Origin of the sequence: Isoptericola sp. F-RaC21, assembly GCF_038593535.1 — a bacterium.
GTDB lineage: Bacteria > Actinomycetota > Actinomycetes > Actinomycetales > Cellulomonadaceae > Isoptericola.
The window spans coordinates 658,452-676,347 of record NZ_JBCFYX010000004.1 but is presented as its reverse complement, the minus strand read 5'-3'; the positions used below and the strand labels follow the sequence as shown (position 1 = coordinate 676,347).

Here is a 17,896-nt window from a genome sequence, read left to right as displayed (position 1 = left end):
CCCCCTGGGCGTCGGTCGGTGCGTCGGATCCATCGTGGTTCCGGGCCCCGGCCGCCCACATCGCCTGGCGGGCTCGACGGATCTCAGCCGAACGGATGATGCGGCGCGAACCGCAGCAGCGCCCCCGGCGGCAGCTGGCCCAGCAGCCACAGGTGCGTCGAGGCCACGGCCGCGACCACGGGATACCCGCCCGTGAGCGGGTGGTCGACGCCGAACAGCACCGGCCGCCCGTCCGGCGGCACCTGCAGCGCGCCGGTCACGCAGCCCTCGCTCGGCAGCTCGCGGTCCTGTGCGTCCGTCGTGCGGGTCAGGGGCGCGCCGTCCAGCCGCAGCCCCACCCGGTCGGAGCGGTCCGTGACCCGCCACGTCTGGTCGGCCAGCAGGGCGACGGCGTCGGCGGTGAACCAGTCGTCGTGCGGGCCGAGCACGACGGGGAGCGTCGTGACCTCGCCCGGCGCGGGCAGCGCCGCCGGGTCCGGCGCCCCGACGTCGTCCGCCGCCACCGCCCCGATGTTGTGGGTGGGCTCGTGGCCCTGTTCAGCCCCTCGAGGAGGGCCAGGAGCCCACCCACAACGCAGCCGGGTGCCGGGGGCGAGGGGTGCCGGGCCCAGGCGGGCGAGGGTGTCGGTGGCGCGCGACCCGAGCATGGGCCCCGTGTCGATGCCGCCGCGGACGGCGAGACAGGTGCGCCACCCGCGGGCCGGGGCGCCCAGCGCGAGCTCGTCGCCGTCGCGCAGCCGGAACGCCCGGCCGAGCGGTGCGGCGCGGGCGTCGTCGGGGTCGCCCCCGCGGTGCACGACGGCGCCCGCGTCCGCCCCGGCCAGCGCGACGACGACGTCGCCGCGGGCGCGCAGCAGCAGCCCGCCGCCCACCGCCTCGATCGCGGCGGCGCCGACCGGGTTGCCCACCGCCCGGTTCGCGGCGCGCAGGCCGCGCGGGTCGGCGGCGCCCGACGCGGACACGCCCAGGTGCGCCAGCCCCGGGCGGCCGAGGTCCTGCACCAGCGCCTGCATCCCGGGCGTCACGACCTCGAGGAAGCCCGGTGATTGAGCCTGTCGAAATCCAGGGACCGAGGTTTCGACGGGCTCAACCAGCGGGGGGTGCGAGGTTTCGACGGGCTCAACCAGCGGGGGGTGCGAGGTTTCGACGGGCTCAACCAGCGGGGTGTTCCGTTGGTCGAGCTTGTCGAGACCCAGCGAGTTGCGCACCGCCCGGAACCGCACCCGGTCGCCGAGGGCCCACGGGGTGGGCGGGTCGCGGTCGGCGTCCCAGGTGACGACGTCGGTGCGCCCGACCAGCTGCCACCCGCCCGGGCTGGCGCGCGGATAGACGCCGGAGTACGGGCCGGCCAGCGCCACGGAGCCGGCGGGCACGCGGGTGCGGGGCGTCTCGCGCCGCGGCACGACGAGGCCGGCGTCGTCCCCGGTCAGGTACGCGAACCCCGGCGCGAAGCCGACGAACCCCACCACCCACGACGCCCCCGTGTGCCGCCGCACCACCGCCTCGGGGCTGCACCCGAGCAGCCGCGCGACGTCGGCGAGGTCCTCGCCGTCGTACACCGTGGGGATCTCGACGAGCGCCTCGGGCCGGTCGAGGCCCTCGGGACCCGGGGTTTCGACAGGCTCGACCAGCAGCCGGTCGCGCAGGACGGCAGCGAGGTGGCCGGGCGTGACGCGCCACGGGTCGAACGGGACCAGCAGCGTGCGCGCGCCGGGGACCGGCTGCCCGACGCCGGCCACCGGGTCGTCGCGCAGCGACGCGTCCAGCGCGAGCGCGTGCGTGAGGTCGTCGACCTCGACGAGCAGGGCGTCGTCGCGCGCGGGCAGCACGCGCATGCGTGCGGTCACGCCCCCGGGTCTCGGCGGGCTCGACCGGCGAGGGGCGTGGGCGGGGCGAACGCGGCGAGGGCGACGCCCGCGTCGTCGAACGCCGCGCGGACCCGGCGGGCCATCGCGACCGCGCCCGGTGTGTCGCCGTGCACGCACACGGAGTCGGCGGGCACCCGCACGACGCTGCCGTCGACCGCCTCGACCACGCCTTCGGTGACCAGGCGCAGCATCCGCCGCGCCACGACGTCCGGGTCGTGCAGGACGGCGCCCGGCTCGCTGCGGGGCACCAGCGTGCCGGCGGGCGTGTACGCGCGGTCGGCGAACGCCTCCGCCGCGGTGGGCAGGCCCGCGGCCTCCGCGGCGGCGAGCGAGAGGGTGCCGGGCAGCCCGAGCAGCACGAGGGACGGGTCGACGGCGGCCACGGCGGCGGCGACGTCGTCGGCCACGCGGCGGTCCACAGCCGCCCGGTTGTACAGGGCGCCGTGGGGCTTCACGTAGGTCACGCGGGTGCCCTCGGCCGCGGCCAGGGCCTGCAGCGCGCCGATCTGGTAGATCACGTCGGCGACGAGCTCGGCCGACGGGACGTCGATGTCGCGGCGGCCGAAGCCGGCCAGGTCGCGGTAGCCGACGTGCGCGCCGACGGCCACGCCGCGGGCGGCGGCCAGGCGCACGGTGCGGCGGATCGACGCGGGGTCACCGGCGTGGAAGCCGCACGCCACGTTGGCCGACGACACGACGTCGAGCATCGCCTCGTCGTCGCCCAGGGTCCAGCGGCCGAAGCCCTCGCCGAGGTCGCTGTTGAGGTCGACGGTGGTCATGCGCCCAGTCTGCCGCGCGGCGCCGGGGCCGGGGGACGTATCACGGTCCCGTGCGGCCGCTCCGGTCCTGGTGCGCGGATGAGCGTCGCGTGAACTCTTGTCGCAGGGGTGGCAGGAGCGTGGCGCGTGACGCACAGTGAAGGGACGGTCCTGTCGCCCGTGTCACACGACGACCCCAGGGTGTGGCAGGATCCGAGCGCCTGAGCAGTGCCGATGGGGGAGGTTCGTCGTCGTGAGGTCTCCGAAGGACACCGGCCGGCGCGTGCATGTCGGACGGGTGCTCGGCACCGTGACCGCCTCGTGCGTCCTCGCCGCGGGATTCCTCGCGGCTCCCGTGGCCGGCCTCCCGTGGAACGCCGGCACCTTCCAGAGCCTGGCCGCCGACCAGCACACCCCCGACGTCGGCCCGGGCAGCCGCGTGGGCGAGGGTGTCTCCGTGGGCGTGGTCGGGGCGTCGACGTCGACCGGCCCGACGACGCTCCAGGAGGTGCTGGGGGTCCTCGAGCGCGCGGAGCTCGCCGGCAAGGACGCGGGCCGCACGGTGACGCCCCGGGTGGAGCAGGCCGCCGCCGAGCTGGGCATGCTGCTCAGCACGTATCTCGCGCAGCAGGCGGCGTCGGCGCCCGACCGGCCCTTCGCGACCGCGGACGCCGAGGTGCCCGCGCCGGTCCTCCCGGCTCCCGAGACGACGACTCCGGCCCCGACGTCTCCCGTCCCGACCAGCCCCGACGACGCGCCGCCCGCGACCGTCGACGAGCCGGGGACCGTGGCCGTCTCGCGCGAGGTCGCGTTGGACCCCGCGGACCCCGAGCCCGCAGACCCCGACCCCGCGCCGACGACGCAGCAGCCGGCTACCGACCAGCCGGATGCCGACCAGCCCGAGAGCACGCACGACGGCGACGCGGTGACGTTCGACGACGTCGTCGTCGCCGCGACGCGCCTGGCGACGCTGCTGGACCCGGCGACCACGACGCTCGAGGCGGGCATCCTGCCCGCGGGGGCGGACGGGACGGTCGCGGCCCGCGCCACGCTGACGAAGGGCCTGCTCGCCGTGGTGGACCGGTACGGCGCGACCACGGCGGGCTACGCCAACGGCCGCATCCCCACGTCGGTGCTGTGCCCGCTCGACTTCGCCCCCGGCCACATGCTGCGCTGCGACGCCGCGGAGCAGCTCTCCGCGCTCAGCAAGGAGTACGAGAAGGAGTTCGGGGTGCCCATCCCGATGACCGACTCCTACCGCTCGCTGGACCTGCAGATCCGCGTCAAGGCCATCAAGGGGTGGCTCGCGGCGACGCCGGGCACGTCGAACCACGGCTGGGGTCTCGCCGTCGACCTGGGCTACCCGATCTCCACGTTCACGTCCGCCGAGCACGCGTGGATGCGCGTGCACGCCCCCGACTACGGCTGGGACAACCCGTCCTGGGCGCGCTCCACCGGTTCGAAGCCCGAGCCGTGGCACTTCGAGTTCTTCGCCGCGGGCCCGATCCCCGACCGGGCGTGGGACGCCGCCGACGTCGCGGGCGGCGGCGGCACCACGGACCGGGCCGAACAGGCCGGCAAGGGCGCCCACGACACGACGGGCGGCTCGCAGGCCACGGGCGGCAAGGACGGCACGGCGAAGGGCAAGGCCTCCGACAAGGCCTCCGACAAGGGCACGAAGGACAAGGGCACGAAGCCGTCCGGCTCCCCGTCCGACGGCGGGGCGAAGGGATCGGGCAAGGGTGGCGGCTCGTCCGAGCAGCCCGCCACGCCCGCGAAGGTCGCCGTGCCGGACGTCGCCGGCCAGAGCCTCGCCGCGGCGAAGAAGACGCTGCACGCGCTCGGCCTCGAGGTCCGCACGACCACGCGGGAGAGCGACAAGCCGAAGGGCCAGGTGCTCGCGACCCGCGACGCAGGCACGAAGGTCAGGAAGGGGACGACGGTCACCCTCGTCGTCGCGAGCGGCCCGAGGAGCCAGCCCGAGCCCACCCCGGAGCGGGTGGCGGTGCCGGCCGTGGCCGGCCAGGACGCCGGCGCGGCGGAGCAGGCGCTGCGTGACCTGGGGCTCGACGTGAAGGTCGTCAGGGAGCACAGCACGAAGCGGCCGGACGGCACCGCCCTGCGCACCGAGCCCGGCTCGGGCGCCACGGTGGACGTCGACTCGTCCGTGACCCTGGTCGTCTCGAGCGGGCCGGAGCAGGTGACCGTCCCGGACGTCACCGGGTGGACGGTGGCCGACGCGCGGGCGAAGCTCGAGGGCCTCGGGTTCGTGGTCGAGACGTCGGGCGACGTCGAGGACGACGACCTGGTCGTCGAGACCCAGGGTGCCGGCGACACGGTGGACAAGGGCTCCACCGTCCGCCTCACCGGCGGCGCGGCCGAGCCGGTGCCCGACGTCGCCGGAATGACCGTCGCCGCGGCCCGGGAGGAGCTCGAGGCGCTCGGCTTCGAGGTCGTGACCGAGGACGGCGTCGAGGACGACGCCGTGGTCTCGGAGACCGACGTCGCCGCGGGCCGGTCCGCGAGGCTCGGCAGCACCGTCACCCTCGTCGTCGAGACGGGCACCTCGACGGGCAAGGACGAGTGACCTCGCCCGCGCCGCCCGCGGAGACCCCCGGCGAGCGGCGGACGCGCGAGGTGCTGGAGGCGTCGGGCATCGCGTTCGAGATCGTCCGGCACGGCCCGGTGCGCTCGCTCGCCGAGGCGGCCGCGGCACGCGGCGTCGCGCCGGCGCAGGTGATCAAGACGATCGTGGTGCGCCGCGGGGACGGCGACTTCCTGTTCGTCCTGGTGCCCGGGGACCGCACCATCGCGTGGCCCCGGCTGCGCGCCCTGCTCGGGGTGTCGCGCCTGTCGATGCCCGACAAGGAGGTGGCGCGCGACGTCACCGGGTACGAGCGCGGCACCATCACGCCGTTCGGCTCGCTCACGCCCTGGCCCGTGGTCGCGGACTCACGGATCCCGGAGGCGGGGGCGGTGTCGGTCGGGGGCGGCGGGCACGGCGTGTCCGCGACGGTGGACGGGGGTGATCTTGCGCGCGTCCTCGACGCCCGGGTCGCGGACGTCACCGACCTGGACCACGCTGGACCGGCGGGCCCCGCCCGCACGACGCCAGCCGGGCCGGCGTCGACCCGCCAGGATTGATCGGATGCTGGACGAATCGGTCTGACGGGGGAACACTCGACGCGGGCCGTTCGCTGTACGGAGAGGACGCAGACCGCGTCCCGGGCAGCACGGCCCCACGCACGGGAGCATCACGAGCACATGGACATCGACAGCAGCAGCGACCCCGGGCCGAGCTCGGGGATCGCGTCCCGTACCACCGACGAGGCGACCGTCCTCACCCTGTGGGGCGAGGTCGACGCGGCGCTGCGCGAGGCGGCGAGCGACGCGATGGCGGCGCTCGCGGGGCGGGGGACCGCGCACCCCATCGTCCTGGACACCCGGGACGTCACGTTCATCGACTCCTCCGGCGTCGCGTTCATCCTGCAGGTGTACATGCTCGGCCAGGAGACGGGGACGTCCGTGAGCCTGTACCAGCCGTCCGAGGCGGTCGCGGAGGTGCTGGACATGGTCGGCATGGGGGGCCGCATCCCCCTGGCGGAGGCCGAGCCGGCCGGCCGGGCCGGCTGACGGTTGACCCACCTCCCGGCGCTCGACGGCGACGCCGTCCGGGCCGCCCGCCTCGCCGCCACGGGCCTGCGCGGCCCGCACCTGCCCGACGCGCCCGCCGTCGTCGACGCGCTCCTGGCGGTGCAGGGGCAGGAGCTGCAGCCCGCGCTGTGGGGTCTCTCGCGGCGCGTGGCGCCGTCGTCGCGACCCGGCCGCGCCGCCCTCAACTCGGCGCTCGCCGACGGCGAGCTGCTGCGCACCCATCTGCTGCGCCCGACCTGGCACCTGGTGCGGCCGCGCGACGCGCGCTGGCTGCTCGAGCTCACCGCGCCGCGCGTCGAGAAGCTCATGGCGTCGACGGAGAGGTCGTGGGCCCTCGGTGACCTCGGCCCCGGGACGGACGCCGTCGCCGCGGCCGTCGCGGACGGGCCGCGCACCCGCGCGGAGATCAAGGCCGAGCTGGTCGCCCGCGGCGTGCTCGACCCGGACGCGCCCGGGCTCGCGTTCACGCAGATGCTCATGCACGCGGAGCTGCAGCGGCTCGTCATCAGCGGGCCGCCGCCGGCGGGCCAGGAGCTCCGGCACCAGTCGTACGCGACCTTCGACGACCGCGTCCCGGCCGGCTACGGCCCGCTCGGCGAGCGGTTCGACGCCGAGGCCGCCGTCCTCGAGCTGTGGCGGCGCTACCTGCCCGGCCGCGCGTTCGCCACGGCGAACGACCTGCGTCAGTGGAGCGACGTCACGCTCCGCGACCTCAAGCCGGCACTGGCCGCCCTGGTCGACGGCGGCGAGGTGGTGCAGGTCCCGGGCGCCGGCGACCTCGAGGGCCTGACGCTCGTCGCGACCCCCGACGCGGCGGACGCCCGGTCGGACGCCGATCGCCAGCCCGACCGGGGGCACGGCAGCGGGCCCGAGGTCGACCTCCTGCAGGCGTACGACGAGCTGCTCGTGTCGTACCGCGAGACCCGTGGCGTGGTGCTCGACCCGGCGCTGTCGCCCCCGGACCGCGCCGGGGCGTACGTGCACCCGGTGGCGGTGGACGGCGTCGTCGCGGGCCGCTGGCGCTGGCCGTCGGGCCCCGGGCAGGGCGTCGACGTGCAGTGGCTGCGCGACCCGGCGCGCGCCGAGCGCACCGCGCTGGACGCCGCCGTCGCCGGCCTCGACGCCTACCTCGCCGGTTGAGCCTCTCGCCGCTGGTCGAGCCTGTCGAGACCCGGCCGCGTCTCGACAGGCTCGACCGACGAAATGCGGCGGGCTCCGGCCACGGGAGATGGCAGGGTGGTCCCGTGCATCGGAACTGGGCCGGGAACCTCACGTACTCCGCACGCTCCGTCGTGCGCCCCGCGTCGCTGGAGGAGCTCGCCGACGTCCTCGCGGGCGGCGGCCAGGTGCGCGCTCTGGGGTCGCGCCACTCGTTCAACGACGTCGCGGACACGGACGGCGTGCACGTCCAGGTGGACGGGCTGGACGACGGCCGCCCCGCCGTCGAGCCGCTGACGCCGGACGACGGGGACGAGGGCGACGTCGTCTCCGTCAACGCGGGCCTGCGCTACGGCGAGGTGTCCCGCGCCCTGCACGCGACCGGCCGCGCGCTGGGCAACCTGGCGTCCCTGCCGCACATCTCCGTGGCGGGCGCGGTCGCCACCGCCACGCACGGCTCCGGCGACACGAACCAGAGCCTCGCGAGCTCGGTCGAGGGCCTCGAGATCATGACGCCGGGCGGCGAGCTGCGGCGCATCACGCGCGCGAGCGACCCCGACGTCTTCCCCGGCACGGTCGTGTCGCTCGGGGCGCTGGGCGTCGTGACGCGCGTCGAGCTGCGCACCGTCCCGGCGTACGTGGTGCGCCAGGACGTCGCGGCCGACGTCCCGTGGGACACGTTCGTCGCGAGCTTCGACGCGATCACCTCCGCGGCGTACTCGGTGAGCGCCTTCACCAGCTGGGACGAGCCGGCGGTGCGGCACGTGTGGTTCAAGTCCGTGGCCCGGGCCGACCGGCCCCAGGTGCGCGGCCTGGCGCCCGACTTCCTGCGCTGGTCGGAGGTGCCGGTGCACCCCCTGCCGGGCGTGGACCCGTCCGCGACGACCGAGCAGCTCGGCGCCGACGGCCCGTGGCACGAGCGGCTGAGCCACTTCCGCCTGGAGTTCACGCCGTCGAACGGCGACGAGGTCCAGTCGGAGTACCTGCTGCCGCGCCGCCACGCCGCCGCCGCGATCGAGGCGATGCGCCGCCTCGGGCCGACCGTCGCGCCGCTGCTGCAGACCAGCGAGATCCGCACGGTCGCCGCCGACGACCTGTGGCTCAGCCCCTTCGACGAGCCGTCGGTGGCCTTCCACTTCACGTGGCTGCCGCGCGAGGACGACGTGCGGGCCGTGCTGCCCGCCGTCGAGCAGGCGCTGGTGCCGCTCGGGGCGCGCCCGCACTGGGGCAAGGTCAGCACGCTCGACGCGCGGACGACGGCGGCGCTCTTCCCCCGGTTCGACAACTTCCGGCGCCTGGCCGAGCGCTTCGACCCCGAGGGCCGCCTGCACGGCGGGCTGGTGGGGCGGCTGCTCGACGCCGGTAGCTGAGCTCGTGGGTTGAGCCTGTCGAAACCGGGGTCTCGACAGGCTCGACCGCCGGAGTTGAGGCAGCATCGAGGGGTGAGACACGTTTGACGTGACGCCCCTCACCGTGGAGGTTCGACGCCCGTGAGCACTACCACCACTGACACCTCGCCTCCCCGGGAGCAGTTCACGGGGCAGGTCGGATTCATCCTGTCCGCGATCGGCTCCGCCGTCGGGCTGGGCAACATCTGGCGCTTCCCCGGCGTCGCGTACGAGAACGGCGGCGGCGCCTTCCTGGTGCCCTACGTGATCGCGCTGCTGACCGCGGGCATCCCGATCCTCTTCCTCGACTACGCCCTGGGCCACCGCTTCCGCGGCGGGCCGCCCACCGTGTTCCGCCGCGTCAAGAAGTGGCTGGAGACCCTGGGCTGGTTCCAGGTGATGATCTGCTTCGTCATCGCGATCTACTACGCGGCGATCATCGGCTGGGCGCTGAGCTTCTTCGTCTACTCCTTCACGCTGAAGTGGGGCGACGACACCGCCGCCTTCTTCACGGGCGACTACCTCCAGCTCTCCGACACGGCGAACGGCGGGGCCTGGTTCACGCTCGACTTCGTGCCGGCCGTGCTGATCCCGCTGCTGCTGGTGTGGGTCGCGACCATCGTCGTCCTGGCGGGCGGCGTCGCGAAGGGCATCGAGAAGGCGAACGTCGTCTTCCTGCCGCTGCTCGTGATCGCGTTCGCGGTGCTGGTGGTGCGCGCGGTCTTCCTCGACGGCGCGACGGACGGCCTCAACGCCCTGTTCACGCCCGACTGGTCGGCGCTGGGCGACATGAACGTGTGGATCGCCGCCTACGGGCAGATCTTCTTCTCGCTCTCGGTCGCGTTCGGCATCATGATCACCTACTCGTCGTACCGGAAGCGCCGGGCGAACCTCACGTCGCCGGGCCTCGTGGTGGCGTTCTCCAACTCGGGGTTCGAGATGCTGGCGGGCATCGGCGTGTTCGCCGCCCTCGGCTTCCTCGCGAACGAGCAGGGCGTGGCCGTCGGGGACCTCGAGGGGATCTCCGGGCCGATCCTGTCCTTCGTGACGTTCCCCGCCGTCGTCTCGCAGATGCCGGCCGGGCCGCTGTTCGGCGCCCTGTTCTTCGGGTCGCTGGCGATGGCCGGCTTCACGTCGCTCATCTCGATCCTGCAGGTCGTGTCGGCGGGCTTCCAGGAGAAGTTCGGCCTCACGCGCCGCAAGGCGGTGCTGTGGATCGGCGTCGTCGCGGCCGTGCTGTCCGTGGTCGGCTTCTCGACGACGACGGGGCTCATCGCCCTGGACACGATCGACAACTGGTCCAACAACGTCGGCATCGTGGCGTCCGCCGTGCTCATGTGCGTGTTCCTGGTCTGGCTGCTGCGCACCAGCCCCGAGCTGCGCTACCACCTCAACGCCGTCTCGACGTTCCAGGTGGGCCGCTGGTGGTACGTGTGCGTCGGCGCGATCGTGCCGGCCGTGCTGCTGTACATGCTGATCTCGCGCATCGTCGACCTGGCCCGGAACGGGTACGAGGGCTATGACGAGACGTACCTGCTGTACGCCGGCTGGGGCACGCTGGTGTTCCTCGTCGTCGGGGCGGTCGTGCTGACGCTGCCGCGCTGGCGCCGCAGCCCGGACGACTTCGTCGCCTGGCCGACGTACCCGCCGGTCATGGCCGCGACGACCTCGAAGGGGGCGAACCGATGAACGGCTCCGCGATCATGCTGATGGTCCTGTCGCTGCTGATCGTGTGGGGCGGGCTGCTGGTGAGCATCCTCGCCCTGCGCGCCCGTCCCGAGCGGGCCGACTTCCCCGAGGGTGGCGTCGACGACCACCGCGAGGACGACGCCATCACCGAGCGCGACACCTGACCCTGTCGCCGAGGTAGTTCGAAATCGGCCGAGGTAGTTCGAGGGGCGGCCCGCACTGGTTGCGGGCCGCCCCTCGAACTACCTCGGCCGATTTCGAACTACCTCGGCGAGTCGTGAACTGCCTCGGCGCTACTCGTCCCTGTTCTCGCGGACCTTCTCCACGCCCTCCTTGAGCAGCCAGAGCGGCAGGAGGAACGCCGCCAGCATGCCCGCCAGCCACACGACGACCGGGCCGATGATCCACCCGGCGACGCCGCCGACCTCGAGCCCGTCGGTGAAGACCACGGCGACGAGGAGCGCGACGAACGTCGACAGCAGGCCCACCCCGCCGACCAGGGCCGGCGCGCTGTTGCGGGCCACCTTCGCGAAGAACGGCGAGATGATCGCCTGCGCCAGCGCGAAGACCACGATGGCCAGGATGAAGCCGAGCGGCTCCGACCAGTTGACGGAGAACGTCTCGAGGTCGAAGGCCGCGAAGATCCACGCGGCGATGAGCACGCCCACCGCCGCCGCCAGCAGGTAGACGGCCATCCGGAGCAGGAACCTGATCATCTTCGGAGCATAGGGAGACGCTGGCCACACGGCACCTCGGGGGTTTGGTCGGGCGCTTCCCGGCGGTGTATGAGAGGGGGAGCGAACTCCAGAGAGGTGATTGATGCAGCTGTTGCCGTCCGACACGGAAAAGCTCCTCCTCAGCGTCGCGGGCATGGTGGCCCGCGACCGCCGGGAGCGAGGGGTCCTCCTGAACCACCCGGAGGCCGTGTCGTTGTTGTCCTGCTGGGTGATCGAGCGCGCTCGGGAGGGCGCACGGGTCGCCGACCTGATGAACGACGGCCGCAGCGTGCTCGGCCGCCGCGAGGTGATGGACGGGGTCCCGGAGATGATCCCCAACCTCCAGGTCGAGGCCACCTTCCCCGACGGGCGCAAGCTCGTGACGATCACGGAGCCGATCCAGTGATCCCCGGCGAGATCCGCACCCGCCCCGAGCCGCTGGAGCTGAACGCCGGCCGCGAGCGCCAGAGCGTGGTGATCCTCAACGGCGGCGACCGCCCCATCCAGATCGGCTCCCACCTCCACCTGCCGGACGCCAACCCGGCCCTGCGCTTCGACCGCGAGGCCACCCGCGGCTTCCGCCTCGACGTGCCCGCGGGGACGTCGGTGCGCCTCGAGCCCGGCGTGAGCCGCACGGTGCAGCTCGTCGCCCTCGGGGGCCGGCGCTTCGTGCCCGGCCTGCAGATCCGTGACCTGGCGCGCGAGCCGGAGTCGGTCGAGCGCGAGCCGCGCCCGGTGGTGCCGTTCGGCACGCCCGGCGTGGACGTGCCGGAGCCGCTCAACGCGTCGGCCGCGCCGATGCGGGTCGGCGAGGTCGAGGCGCACGACGGCGACCCGGCCGACGTCGAGCCGTCCGACCCCGGCTCGAGCCCGCCCACGCACCCGACGAGCCGCCAGACCAGCAGCGAGACCAGCAGCCAGACGAGCAGGGAGGGGGACCGGTGACCCAGATCGACCGGCGCGCGTACGCGCAGCTCTACGGCCCGACGACGGGCGACCAGGTCCGCCTCGCGGACACGGACCTGTGGATCGAGGTCGAGCAGGACCTCACCGCGGGCGGCGACGAGGCGACGTTCGGCGGCGGCAAGACGATCCGCGAGTCGATGGGCCAGGGCACCACCCTGCGCTCGGAGGGCGCCCCGGACCTGGTGATCACCAACGTGGTGGTCCTCGACCACTGGGGCATCGTGCGGGCCGACGTCGGCGTGCGCGACGGGCGGATCGTCGCGATCGGCAAGGCCGGCAACCCCGACGTCATGGACGGCGTCCACCCGGACCTGCGGATCGGGCCGAGCACGGACGTGATCGCGGGCGAGGGCAAGATCCTCACCGCGGGCGCCGTCGACACGCACGTGCACTTCCTCAGCGAGATCGAGATGCGCGAGGCGCTCGTCACCGGCACGACGACGGTGGTCGGCGGCGGCACCGGCCCGACCGAGGGGTCCAAGGCCACCACGGTGACGCCGGGCGCCCGGTCGCTGACGATGATGCACCGCGCCCTGGACGACCTGCCGCTCAACGTGCTGCTGTTCGGCAAGGGCAGCACGGTGTCGCAGGACGCGCTGGCCGAGGAGGCGCTGGCGGGTGCCGGCGGCTACAAGGTGCACGAGGACTGGGGCGCCACGCCCGCGGCGATCGACTCCGCGTTGCGTGCCGCGGACGAGTTCGGGCTGCAGGTGGCCCTGCACGCCGACAGCCTCAACGAGACCGGGTACGTGCAGCACACGCTGGAGGCGATCGGCGGGCGCGGCATCCACGTGTTCCACGCCGAGGGCGCCGGCGGCGGGCACGCCCCCGACATCATCGTCACGGCGGGGGAGCGCAACATCCTGCCGGCGTCGACCAACCCGACCCTGCCGTTCACCGTGAACACGGTGGACGAGCACCTCGACATGCTGCTGGTGGTGCACCACCTCAACCCGCGCGTGCCGGAGGACCTTGCGTTCGCCGAGTCGCGGATCCGCGCGTCGACGATGGCGGCCGAGGACGTGCTGCAGGACATGGGCGCCCTGTCGATCACGTCGACGGACGCGCAGGCCATGGGCCGCATCGGCGAGCTGATCTGCCGCACCTGGCAGGTGGCGCACGTGATGAAGAACCGCTTCGGCACGCTGGGCTCCAGCCTGCCGGCCGACAACGAGCGGGCCCGCCGGTACGTCGCGAAGTACACGATCTGCCCGGCCGTCGCGCACGGCATCGACCACGAGGTCGGCTCCGTGGAGGCGGGCAAGCTGGCCGACCTGGTGCTCTGGGACCCGGCGTTCTTCGGCATCCGCCCGGCCGCCGTCGTCAAGGGCGGCGCGATCGTCGCCGCACCGCTGGGGGACCCGAACGGCGCGGTGCCCGCGCCGCAGCCGGTGTTCATGCGGCCGGCGCTCGCCGCGCAGGCGTCGTCGGCGCCCGGCCTGGCCGTGTCGTTCGTCGCGCAGGCCGCGCTCGACGACGGCCTCGAGGAGCGGCTGGGCCTGCGGCGACGGCTCGTGGGCATCCGGCCCACCCGCGACGTCACGAAGCTCGACATGCCGAACAACACGGCGCTGCCGCGCATCGACGTCGACCCGGAGACGTTCGCCATCAGCATCGAGGGGGAGCCCGTGCGGGCGCAGCCCGTGGACGTGGTGCCGCTCGCGCAGCGGTACTCGATGTTCTAGATGACGGCCGGACAGGCCGGCCTCGGCGCGCTGCTGCTCGCCGACGGCCGGCTCCCGGTGGGCGGCCTCGTGTACTCGGCGGGCCTCGAGCCCGGACTCGCGGACGGCATGACGCCGGCCGACGTGCCCCGGTACCTGCGCGCCCGGCTCCGCACGGCTGGGCTCGTGGACGCCGCGACGGCGGTGCTCGCGCACCGCGCCGCCATGCCAGACGCCAGGCCGGACGCCGGGTTCGGGCTGGACGACGTGCAGGAGGCGCTCGCGGCCCGGACCCCGAGCGCGCCGCTGCGCGACGCGCAGGCCGTGCTCGGCCGCGGCCTCGCCCGCCTCGCCGAGCGGCTGCGGCCCGACCACCCGGCGACCGTCGCCCTGCGCGGGCTGGGCCGGGCGCCGTTGCGCCCCGTCGCGCTCGGGTGCGCGGCCGCCGCCCTCGGCGTCGACGAGGAGGCGACGGCCCGCGCGAGCCTCTACGACGACGCGCAGGCCGTGGCGTCCGCGGCGCTCAAGCTGTCCCCGGGCGACCCGGCGGACGCGGCGGGCTGGGTGCTCGCCGCCGAGCCCGACGTCGCGGCCCTGGTGCGCTCCGCCGTCGCCGTCCGGCACCCCGACGACCTTCCCGCGACCACCGCCCCCCAGGCGGAGGGCTGGTCGCTCACCCATCAGCACAGAACCAGGAGAATCTTCGTTGCCTGAGAACCACACCCACGACCACACCCACGCCGCGCCGACCCGCGCCCTGCGCCTCGGCGTCGCCGGCCCGGTCGGTGTCGGCAAGTCCACCATCCTCGCCACGCTGTGCCGCGAGCTCGCGGACGAGCTGAGCATGGCCGTCGTCACCAACGACATCTACACGGACGAGGACGCGCGCTACCTGCGGTCGGCGGGCGTGCTGCCGGTCGAGCGCATCCACGCGGTCGAGACGGGCGCCTGCCCGCACACCGCCATCCGCGACGACGTCACGCCCAACCTGCTCGCCGTCGAGGACCTCGAGGACCGGTTCGCGCCGCTCGACCTCGTCGTCGTGGAGAGCGGCGGCGACAACCTCACCGCCACGTTCAGCCCGGCGCTGGTGGACGCGCAGATCTTCGTGCTCGACGTCGCGGGCGGCGGCGACGTGGCCCGCAAGGGCGGCCCCGGCATCGAGCGCGCCGACCTGCTCGTGGTGAACAAGACCGACCTCGCGCCGTACGTCGGCGTGGACGCCGAGCAGATGGTCGCCGACGCGACGTCGGCCCGCGACGGGCGCCCGGTGCTGGCCCTCAGCCAGCGCGACCCGGAGTCCGTGTCCCGCCTGGGCGACTGGGCGCGCGAGGTGCTGCGCACCTTCCGCGCGGGGCAGCACGTGGCACAGGACCCGGGCCCGATGGCGCCCCACACGCACGCCGACGGCACCACGCACGCGCACGCGTGAGCACGTCGACCGGCACCGACCGCGACTCTGCGGGGGTCTCGGCGGGAACCGCGCGGGTCACCGTCGAGCTCGTGGACGGGCGCGCCCGCCTCGTCGAGCTCGTCGGCAGCGTGCACCTGCGCCCGCGGCCGGTGCTGGTCGACGGCCCGCTCGCCCGCGTGGCGCTGGTCGGCACGTTCGCCCTGCTGCTCGCGGGGGACGACGTGCGCGTCGAGCTGTGCGTGGGCGCGGGCGTCGTGCTCGAGCTCATCGAGCCGTCCGGCGTCGTCGCGTACGACGTGCGCGGCGGCGACGGCGCGTCCTGGGCCGTGCACGCGACGGTCGCCGAGGGCGGCGCGCTCGTGTGGAAGGGCGCGCCGTTCGTCGTCACGGCGGGGGCCGACGTCGAGCGCAGCACCGCCGTCGAGCTCGCCGCGGGCGCCCGCGCGCTGATCAGCGAGACGCTGGTGCTCGGGCGCGCGGACGAGCCCGGCGGCGGGCCCCTGCGGTCCCGGTTCTCCGCGCGGCTCGAGGGCCGCCCGCTGCTGGTCGAGGACCTCGACCTGCGCGACCCGTGGCTCGCGACGTCCCCCGGCGTCGTCGGCGCCCACCGCGTGGTGGCGTCCGTCATGCTGCTGGGCGTGCCGCCCGACGTCGCCGACGGGCCGGGGGAGACGCCGCTCGCCGGGCCGGGCGCGCTGGGCCGGATGCTCGCGGCGCACGCGCACGAGGCGGACGCCGTCGTCGACGCGACGTGGGCGCGGTGGCGGCCGCTCCTGCCGCGCTGACGCGGCGTCAGAGCGCGAGCAGCGCGATGCCCGCCACGACGACGAGCGACCCGACGATCTTCACCGCCGGCCGCGGCTCCTTGAACAGCCACCACGCCAGCAGCGTGCCCACGACGATGCTCGACTCGCGGGCCGGCGCCACCAGCGCGACCGGCGACGTCTGCATCGCCACCAGCACGAGGATGTAGCCCAGCGGCGACAGCACGGCGACCAGGGCGATCTCCCGCACGTGCCGCCGGCCCATCCGGACGGCCTCCGCGCGGCGGCCGCGGTCGCGCAGGATCGGCGCCAGCGTGAGCGACTGCCACACGGCGTTGCACGCGAAGTAGGCCACCGGGTCGAGGGCGAGCGTCGTGACGGCGTGCCCGTCCCACAGCGTGTACGCGGCGATGGCGGCGCCCGTGGCCAAGCCCCAGCGCACCCCGACGAGGCCGCGCGACGGGTCGATGCCGGACGCGCCCGAGCTCGCGACCACCGCCACGCCCGCGATCACCACGAGGCCGCCCACCACGTTGACCGCGTCCACGTGCTCGCCCAGCACGGCCAGCGCCACGAGCATCGTGAGCAGCGGCCCGGTGCCGCGCGCCGTCGGGTAGACGACCCCCAGGTCCGCCCGCGCGTAGCCGGTGTTGAGGGCCACGCCGTAGAGGTTGTGCAGCACGCCGGAGACGGCACCCGCCAGCAGCAGCGAGCCCAGGTCCGGCCAGCCCTCGCGGGCGAGGATCACCAGGCCCACCGGCACCCACAGCACCGCCGACGCCGTGGCGTAGAGCCAGACGAAGACCCGCGAGTCACCGGTGACGCGCTTGGCGGCGACGTTCCAGACGGCGTGCAGCACCGCCGCGGTCAGCACGAGGGCGACGGATGCCGAGGTCACCGGCCTGACCGTACCCCCGGCGCGGCCGGTCCGGGATCAGTTCTCACCCCTCGCCGACGCAGCGATCGACGTCCCTCGGGCGCGGATGGCGGCGGGCACCGCCTCGGGGATGCCGCCCGCGTCATGCGCATCGACGGCTTCGACGAGGGCCTCGGCGGTGCGGACCACGCAGTCCACCGCCTGCCCGCGCCCCCACCCCCAGGACATCGCCTCCCCGACGAGATCGGCGCCCGTGATGAGGTCGAGGCGGTTCTTGCCGATCACGGCCATGCCGGACTGTCGGTAGGCGGGCGAGACGACGAAGACCGGCGCGGTGTCGTAGAGCGGCGCGATGCGGTAGGAGGCCTCGGGAGAGGCCATGCGTGCCACGGCGGCGAGCCGCCCCGGTGAGACGCCGGAGCGTTCGTACTTGTCGGCCGCAGCCAGGCCGAGCGCCTGGGCAAGGTCCTCCTGGTGAACCCTGCGCACGGCGCTCGGTGAGCGGCAGGGAGAGCGACAGCGGCTTGGCCCCCTCGCCCCAACGGTCGAGCGCGCTCTCGTCGTAGGCGAGCCGAAGGCGACCGTTCCGCAGCCGGCGGACCTCGGCGATCCGCGTGCCGCGAAGGAACAGGGTGAGCTCGCTCATGCGGGGGCGCCGTCCGTCGAAGCGACGGTCACCCGCGCACCGCGCGGCACGAGCACGATCTCGTAGCCGCAGGCGGTGGCGAGGTCGATGACCGTGCCGCTCGCGATCGAGGAGCCGCGCTCCGCCCTGGAGACCGTGGGGCGTGACGTCTCGGCCTGCTGGGCGAGCATCTCCTGGCTGAGGCCGGACACCTCGCGCGCGCGCCGCAGGGCGGTGCCGAGGGCTTCGGGAGTCCGTGCGCGGAACCAGCGCCGTGTGCTCATATCTGATTCATCCCATCGGCGGAGGTCGTTTGCATCAGAAATGATGCATCCGGTCCTCGGGGAACGAATGC

The 17,896-nt window shown here is 74.7% G+C and carries 19 protein-coding genes; 13 read left to right on the top strand and 6 right to left on the bottom strand.

Going from position 1 to position 17,896, the window contains the following annotated elements; all coding sequences use genetic code 11:
- Positions 1-83: 83 nt before the first annotated feature.
- Entirely contained in the window at positions 84-1,847 is a 1,764-nt protein-coding gene (locus tag AAG589_RS17950) for a 5-oxoprolinase subunit B/C family protein (protein ID WP_430568639.1), read from the bottom strand.
- Positions 1,844-2,647 carry a LamB/YcsF family protein gene (locus tag AAG589_RS17945; protein ID WP_430568638.1) on the bottom strand — a complete coding sequence of 268 codons (804 nt, stop codon included), beginning with the start codon at positions 2,645-2,647 and terminating at the stop codon, positions 1,844-1,846. The genes AAG589_RS17950 and AAG589_RS17945 overlap by 4 nt, the downstream gene beginning before the upstream one ends.
- Positions 2,648-2,879: 232 nt before the next feature.
- Between AAG589_RS17945 and AAG589_RS17940 the strand changes: the two genes are divergently transcribed.
- From AAG589_RS17940 to AAG589_RS17910, 7 genes are all read left to right on the top strand, one after another.
- Complete coding sequence (locus AAG589_RS17940; protein ID WP_430568637.1) at positions 2,880-5,213, top strand: PASTA domain-containing protein; 2,334 nt, start codon at positions 2,880-2,882, stop codon at positions 5,211-5,213.
- Positions 5,210-5,770: an aminoacyl-tRNA deacylase gene (locus tag AAG589_RS17935; RefSeq protein ID WP_430568636.1), complete on the top strand. Its 561-nt coding sequence runs from the start codon at positions 5,210-5,212 to the stop codon at positions 5,768-5,770. Before AAG589_RS17940 ends, AAG589_RS17935 begins: the two co-directional genes overlap by 4 nt.
- A gap of 120 nt (positions 5,771-5,890) precedes the next feature.
- Positions 5,891-6,259, top strand: coding sequence for an STAS domain-containing protein (locus AAG589_RS17930; protein ID WP_430568635.1), 369 nt, complete (start codon positions 5,891-5,893; stop codon positions 6,257-6,259).
- Positions 6,260-6,262: 3 nt separating this feature from the next.
- The gene (locus tag AAG589_RS17925) at positions 6,263-7,420 is read left to right on the top strand and encodes a winged helix DNA-binding domain-containing protein (RefSeq protein WP_430568634.1); all 1,158 of its coding nucleotides are present in this window, start codon (positions 6,263-6,265) and stop codon (positions 7,418-7,420) included.
- A 104-nt stretch (positions 7,421-7,524) separates the two neighbouring features.
- Positions 7,525-8,808, top strand: a complete 1,284-nt coding sequence (locus AAG589_RS17920; protein ID WP_430568633.1) for an FAD-binding protein — start codon at positions 7,525-7,527, stop codon at positions 8,806-8,808.
- 120 nt (positions 8,809-8,928) lie between these two features.
- A complete protein-coding gene (locus AAG589_RS17915; RefSeq protein ID WP_430568632.1) occupies positions 8,929-10,515 on the top strand; it encodes a sodium-dependent transporter in 1,587 nt (528 codons plus the stop codon).
- Positions 10,512-10,679, top strand: a complete 168-nt coding sequence (locus AAG589_RS17910) for a methionine/alanine import family NSS transporter small subunit (protein ID WP_430568631.1) — start codon at positions 10,512-10,514, stop codon at positions 10,677-10,679. Before AAG589_RS17915 ends, AAG589_RS17910 begins: the two co-directional genes overlap by 4 nt.
- Positions 10,680-10,808: 129 nt before the next feature.
- Here the strand turns inward: AAG589_RS17910 and AAG589_RS17905 are convergent, their stop codons facing one another.
- Positions 10,809-11,231 (bottom strand): hypothetical protein, encoded by a 423-nt coding sequence (locus tag AAG589_RS17905; protein ID WP_430568630.1) that lies wholly within the window; start codon positions 11,229-11,231, stop codon positions 10,809-10,811.
- 103 nt (positions 11,232-11,334) lie between these two features.
- Between AAG589_RS17905 and AAG589_RS17900 the strand changes: the two genes are divergently transcribed.
- From AAG589_RS17900 to AAG589_RS17875, 6 genes are read left to right on the top strand one after another with little or no spacing between them, the layout of a single operon-like run.
- Entirely contained in the window at positions 11,335-11,637 is a 303-nt protein-coding gene (locus AAG589_RS17900) for an urease subunit gamma (protein ID WP_430568629.1), read from the top strand.
- The gene (locus AAG589_RS17895; RefSeq protein ID WP_430568628.1) at positions 11,634-12,176 is read left to right on the top strand and encodes an urease subunit beta; all 543 of its coding nucleotides are present in this window, start codon (positions 11,634-11,636) and stop codon (positions 12,174-12,176) included. Before AAG589_RS17900 ends, AAG589_RS17895 begins: the two co-directional genes overlap by 4 nt.
- The gene (locus AAG589_RS17890) at positions 12,173-13,882 is read left to right on the top strand and encodes an urease subunit alpha (RefSeq protein ID WP_430568627.1); all 1,710 of its coding nucleotides are present in this window, start codon (positions 12,173-12,175) and stop codon (positions 13,880-13,882) included. Before AAG589_RS17895 ends, AAG589_RS17890 begins: the two co-directional genes overlap by 4 nt.
- Positions 13,883-14,575, top strand: coding sequence for an urease accessory protein UreF (locus AAG589_RS17885; RefSeq protein WP_430568626.1), 693 nt, complete (start codon positions 13,883-13,885; stop codon positions 14,573-14,575).
- A complete protein-coding gene (gene ureG / locus AAG589_RS17880) occupies positions 14,568-15,293 on the top strand; it encodes an urease accessory protein UreG (RefSeq protein WP_430568625.1) in 726 nt (241 codons plus the stop codon). Before AAG589_RS17885 ends, ureG begins: the two co-directional genes overlap by 8 nt.
- Positions 15,290-16,060 (top strand): urease accessory protein UreD, encoded by a 771-nt coding sequence (locus AAG589_RS17875; RefSeq protein WP_430568624.1) that lies wholly within the window; start codon positions 15,290-15,292, stop codon positions 16,058-16,060. The genes ureG and AAG589_RS17875 overlap by 4 nt, the downstream gene beginning before the upstream one ends.
- 7 nt (positions 16,061-16,067) lie before the next feature.
- On the opposite strand, the gene AAG589_RS17870 is transcribed toward AAG589_RS17875, so the two are convergent.
- The 3 genes from AAG589_RS17870 to AAG589_RS17860 all read right to left on the bottom strand — a co-directional run bounded on the left by AAG589_RS17870 (position 16,068) and on the right by AAG589_RS17860 (position 17,825).
- On the bottom strand, positions 16,068-16,937 hold the full coding sequence (locus tag AAG589_RS17870; RefSeq protein WP_430568623.1) for an EamA family transporter: 870 nt from the start codon (positions 16,935-16,937) through the stop codon (positions 16,068-16,070).
- 36 nt (positions 16,938-16,973) lie between these two features.
- Positions 16,974-17,405: a hypothetical protein gene (locus AAG589_RS17865; RefSeq protein WP_430568622.1), complete on the bottom strand. Its 432-nt coding sequence runs from the start codon at positions 17,403-17,405 to the stop codon at positions 16,974-16,976.
- Between the two features lie 153 nt (positions 17,406-17,558).
- Positions 17,559-17,825: a helix-turn-helix domain-containing protein gene (locus AAG589_RS17860; RefSeq protein ID WP_430568621.1), complete on the bottom strand. Its 267-nt coding sequence runs from the start codon at positions 17,823-17,825 to the stop codon at positions 17,559-17,561.
- Positions 17,826-17,896 lie beyond the last annotated feature (71 nt).

Bases quoted from the DNA above. Each gene is read 5' to 3' on its own strand.
- AAG589_RS17945 (WP_430568638.1), bottom strand. From the start codon at position 2,647: ATGACCACCGTCGACCTCAACAGCGACCTCGGCGAGGGCTTCGGCCGC.
- AAG589_RS17930 (WP_430568635.1), top strand. From the start codon at position 5,891: ATGGACATCGACAGCAGCAGCGACCCCGGGCCGAGCTCGGGGATCGCG.
- AAG589_RS17905 (WP_430568630.1), bottom strand. From the start codon at position 11,231: ATGATCAGGTTCCTGCTCCGGATGGCCGTCTACCTGCTGGCGGCGGCG.
- AAG589_RS17860 (WP_430568621.1), bottom strand. From the start codon at position 17,825: ATGAGCACACGGCGCTGGTTCCGCGCACGGACTCCCGAAGCCCTCGGC.
- AAG589_RS17900 (WP_430568629.1), top strand. From the start codon at position 11,335: ATGCAGCTGTTGCCGTCCGACACGGAAAAGCTCCTCCTCAGCGTCGCG.
- AAG589_RS17885 (WP_430568626.1), top strand. From the start codon at position 13,883: ATGACGGCCGGACAGGCCGGCCTCGGCGCGCTGCTGCTCGCCGACGGC.
- AAG589_RS17910 (WP_430568631.1), top strand. From the start codon at position 10,512: ATGAACGGCTCCGCGATCATGCTGATGGTCCTGTCGCTGCTGATCGTG.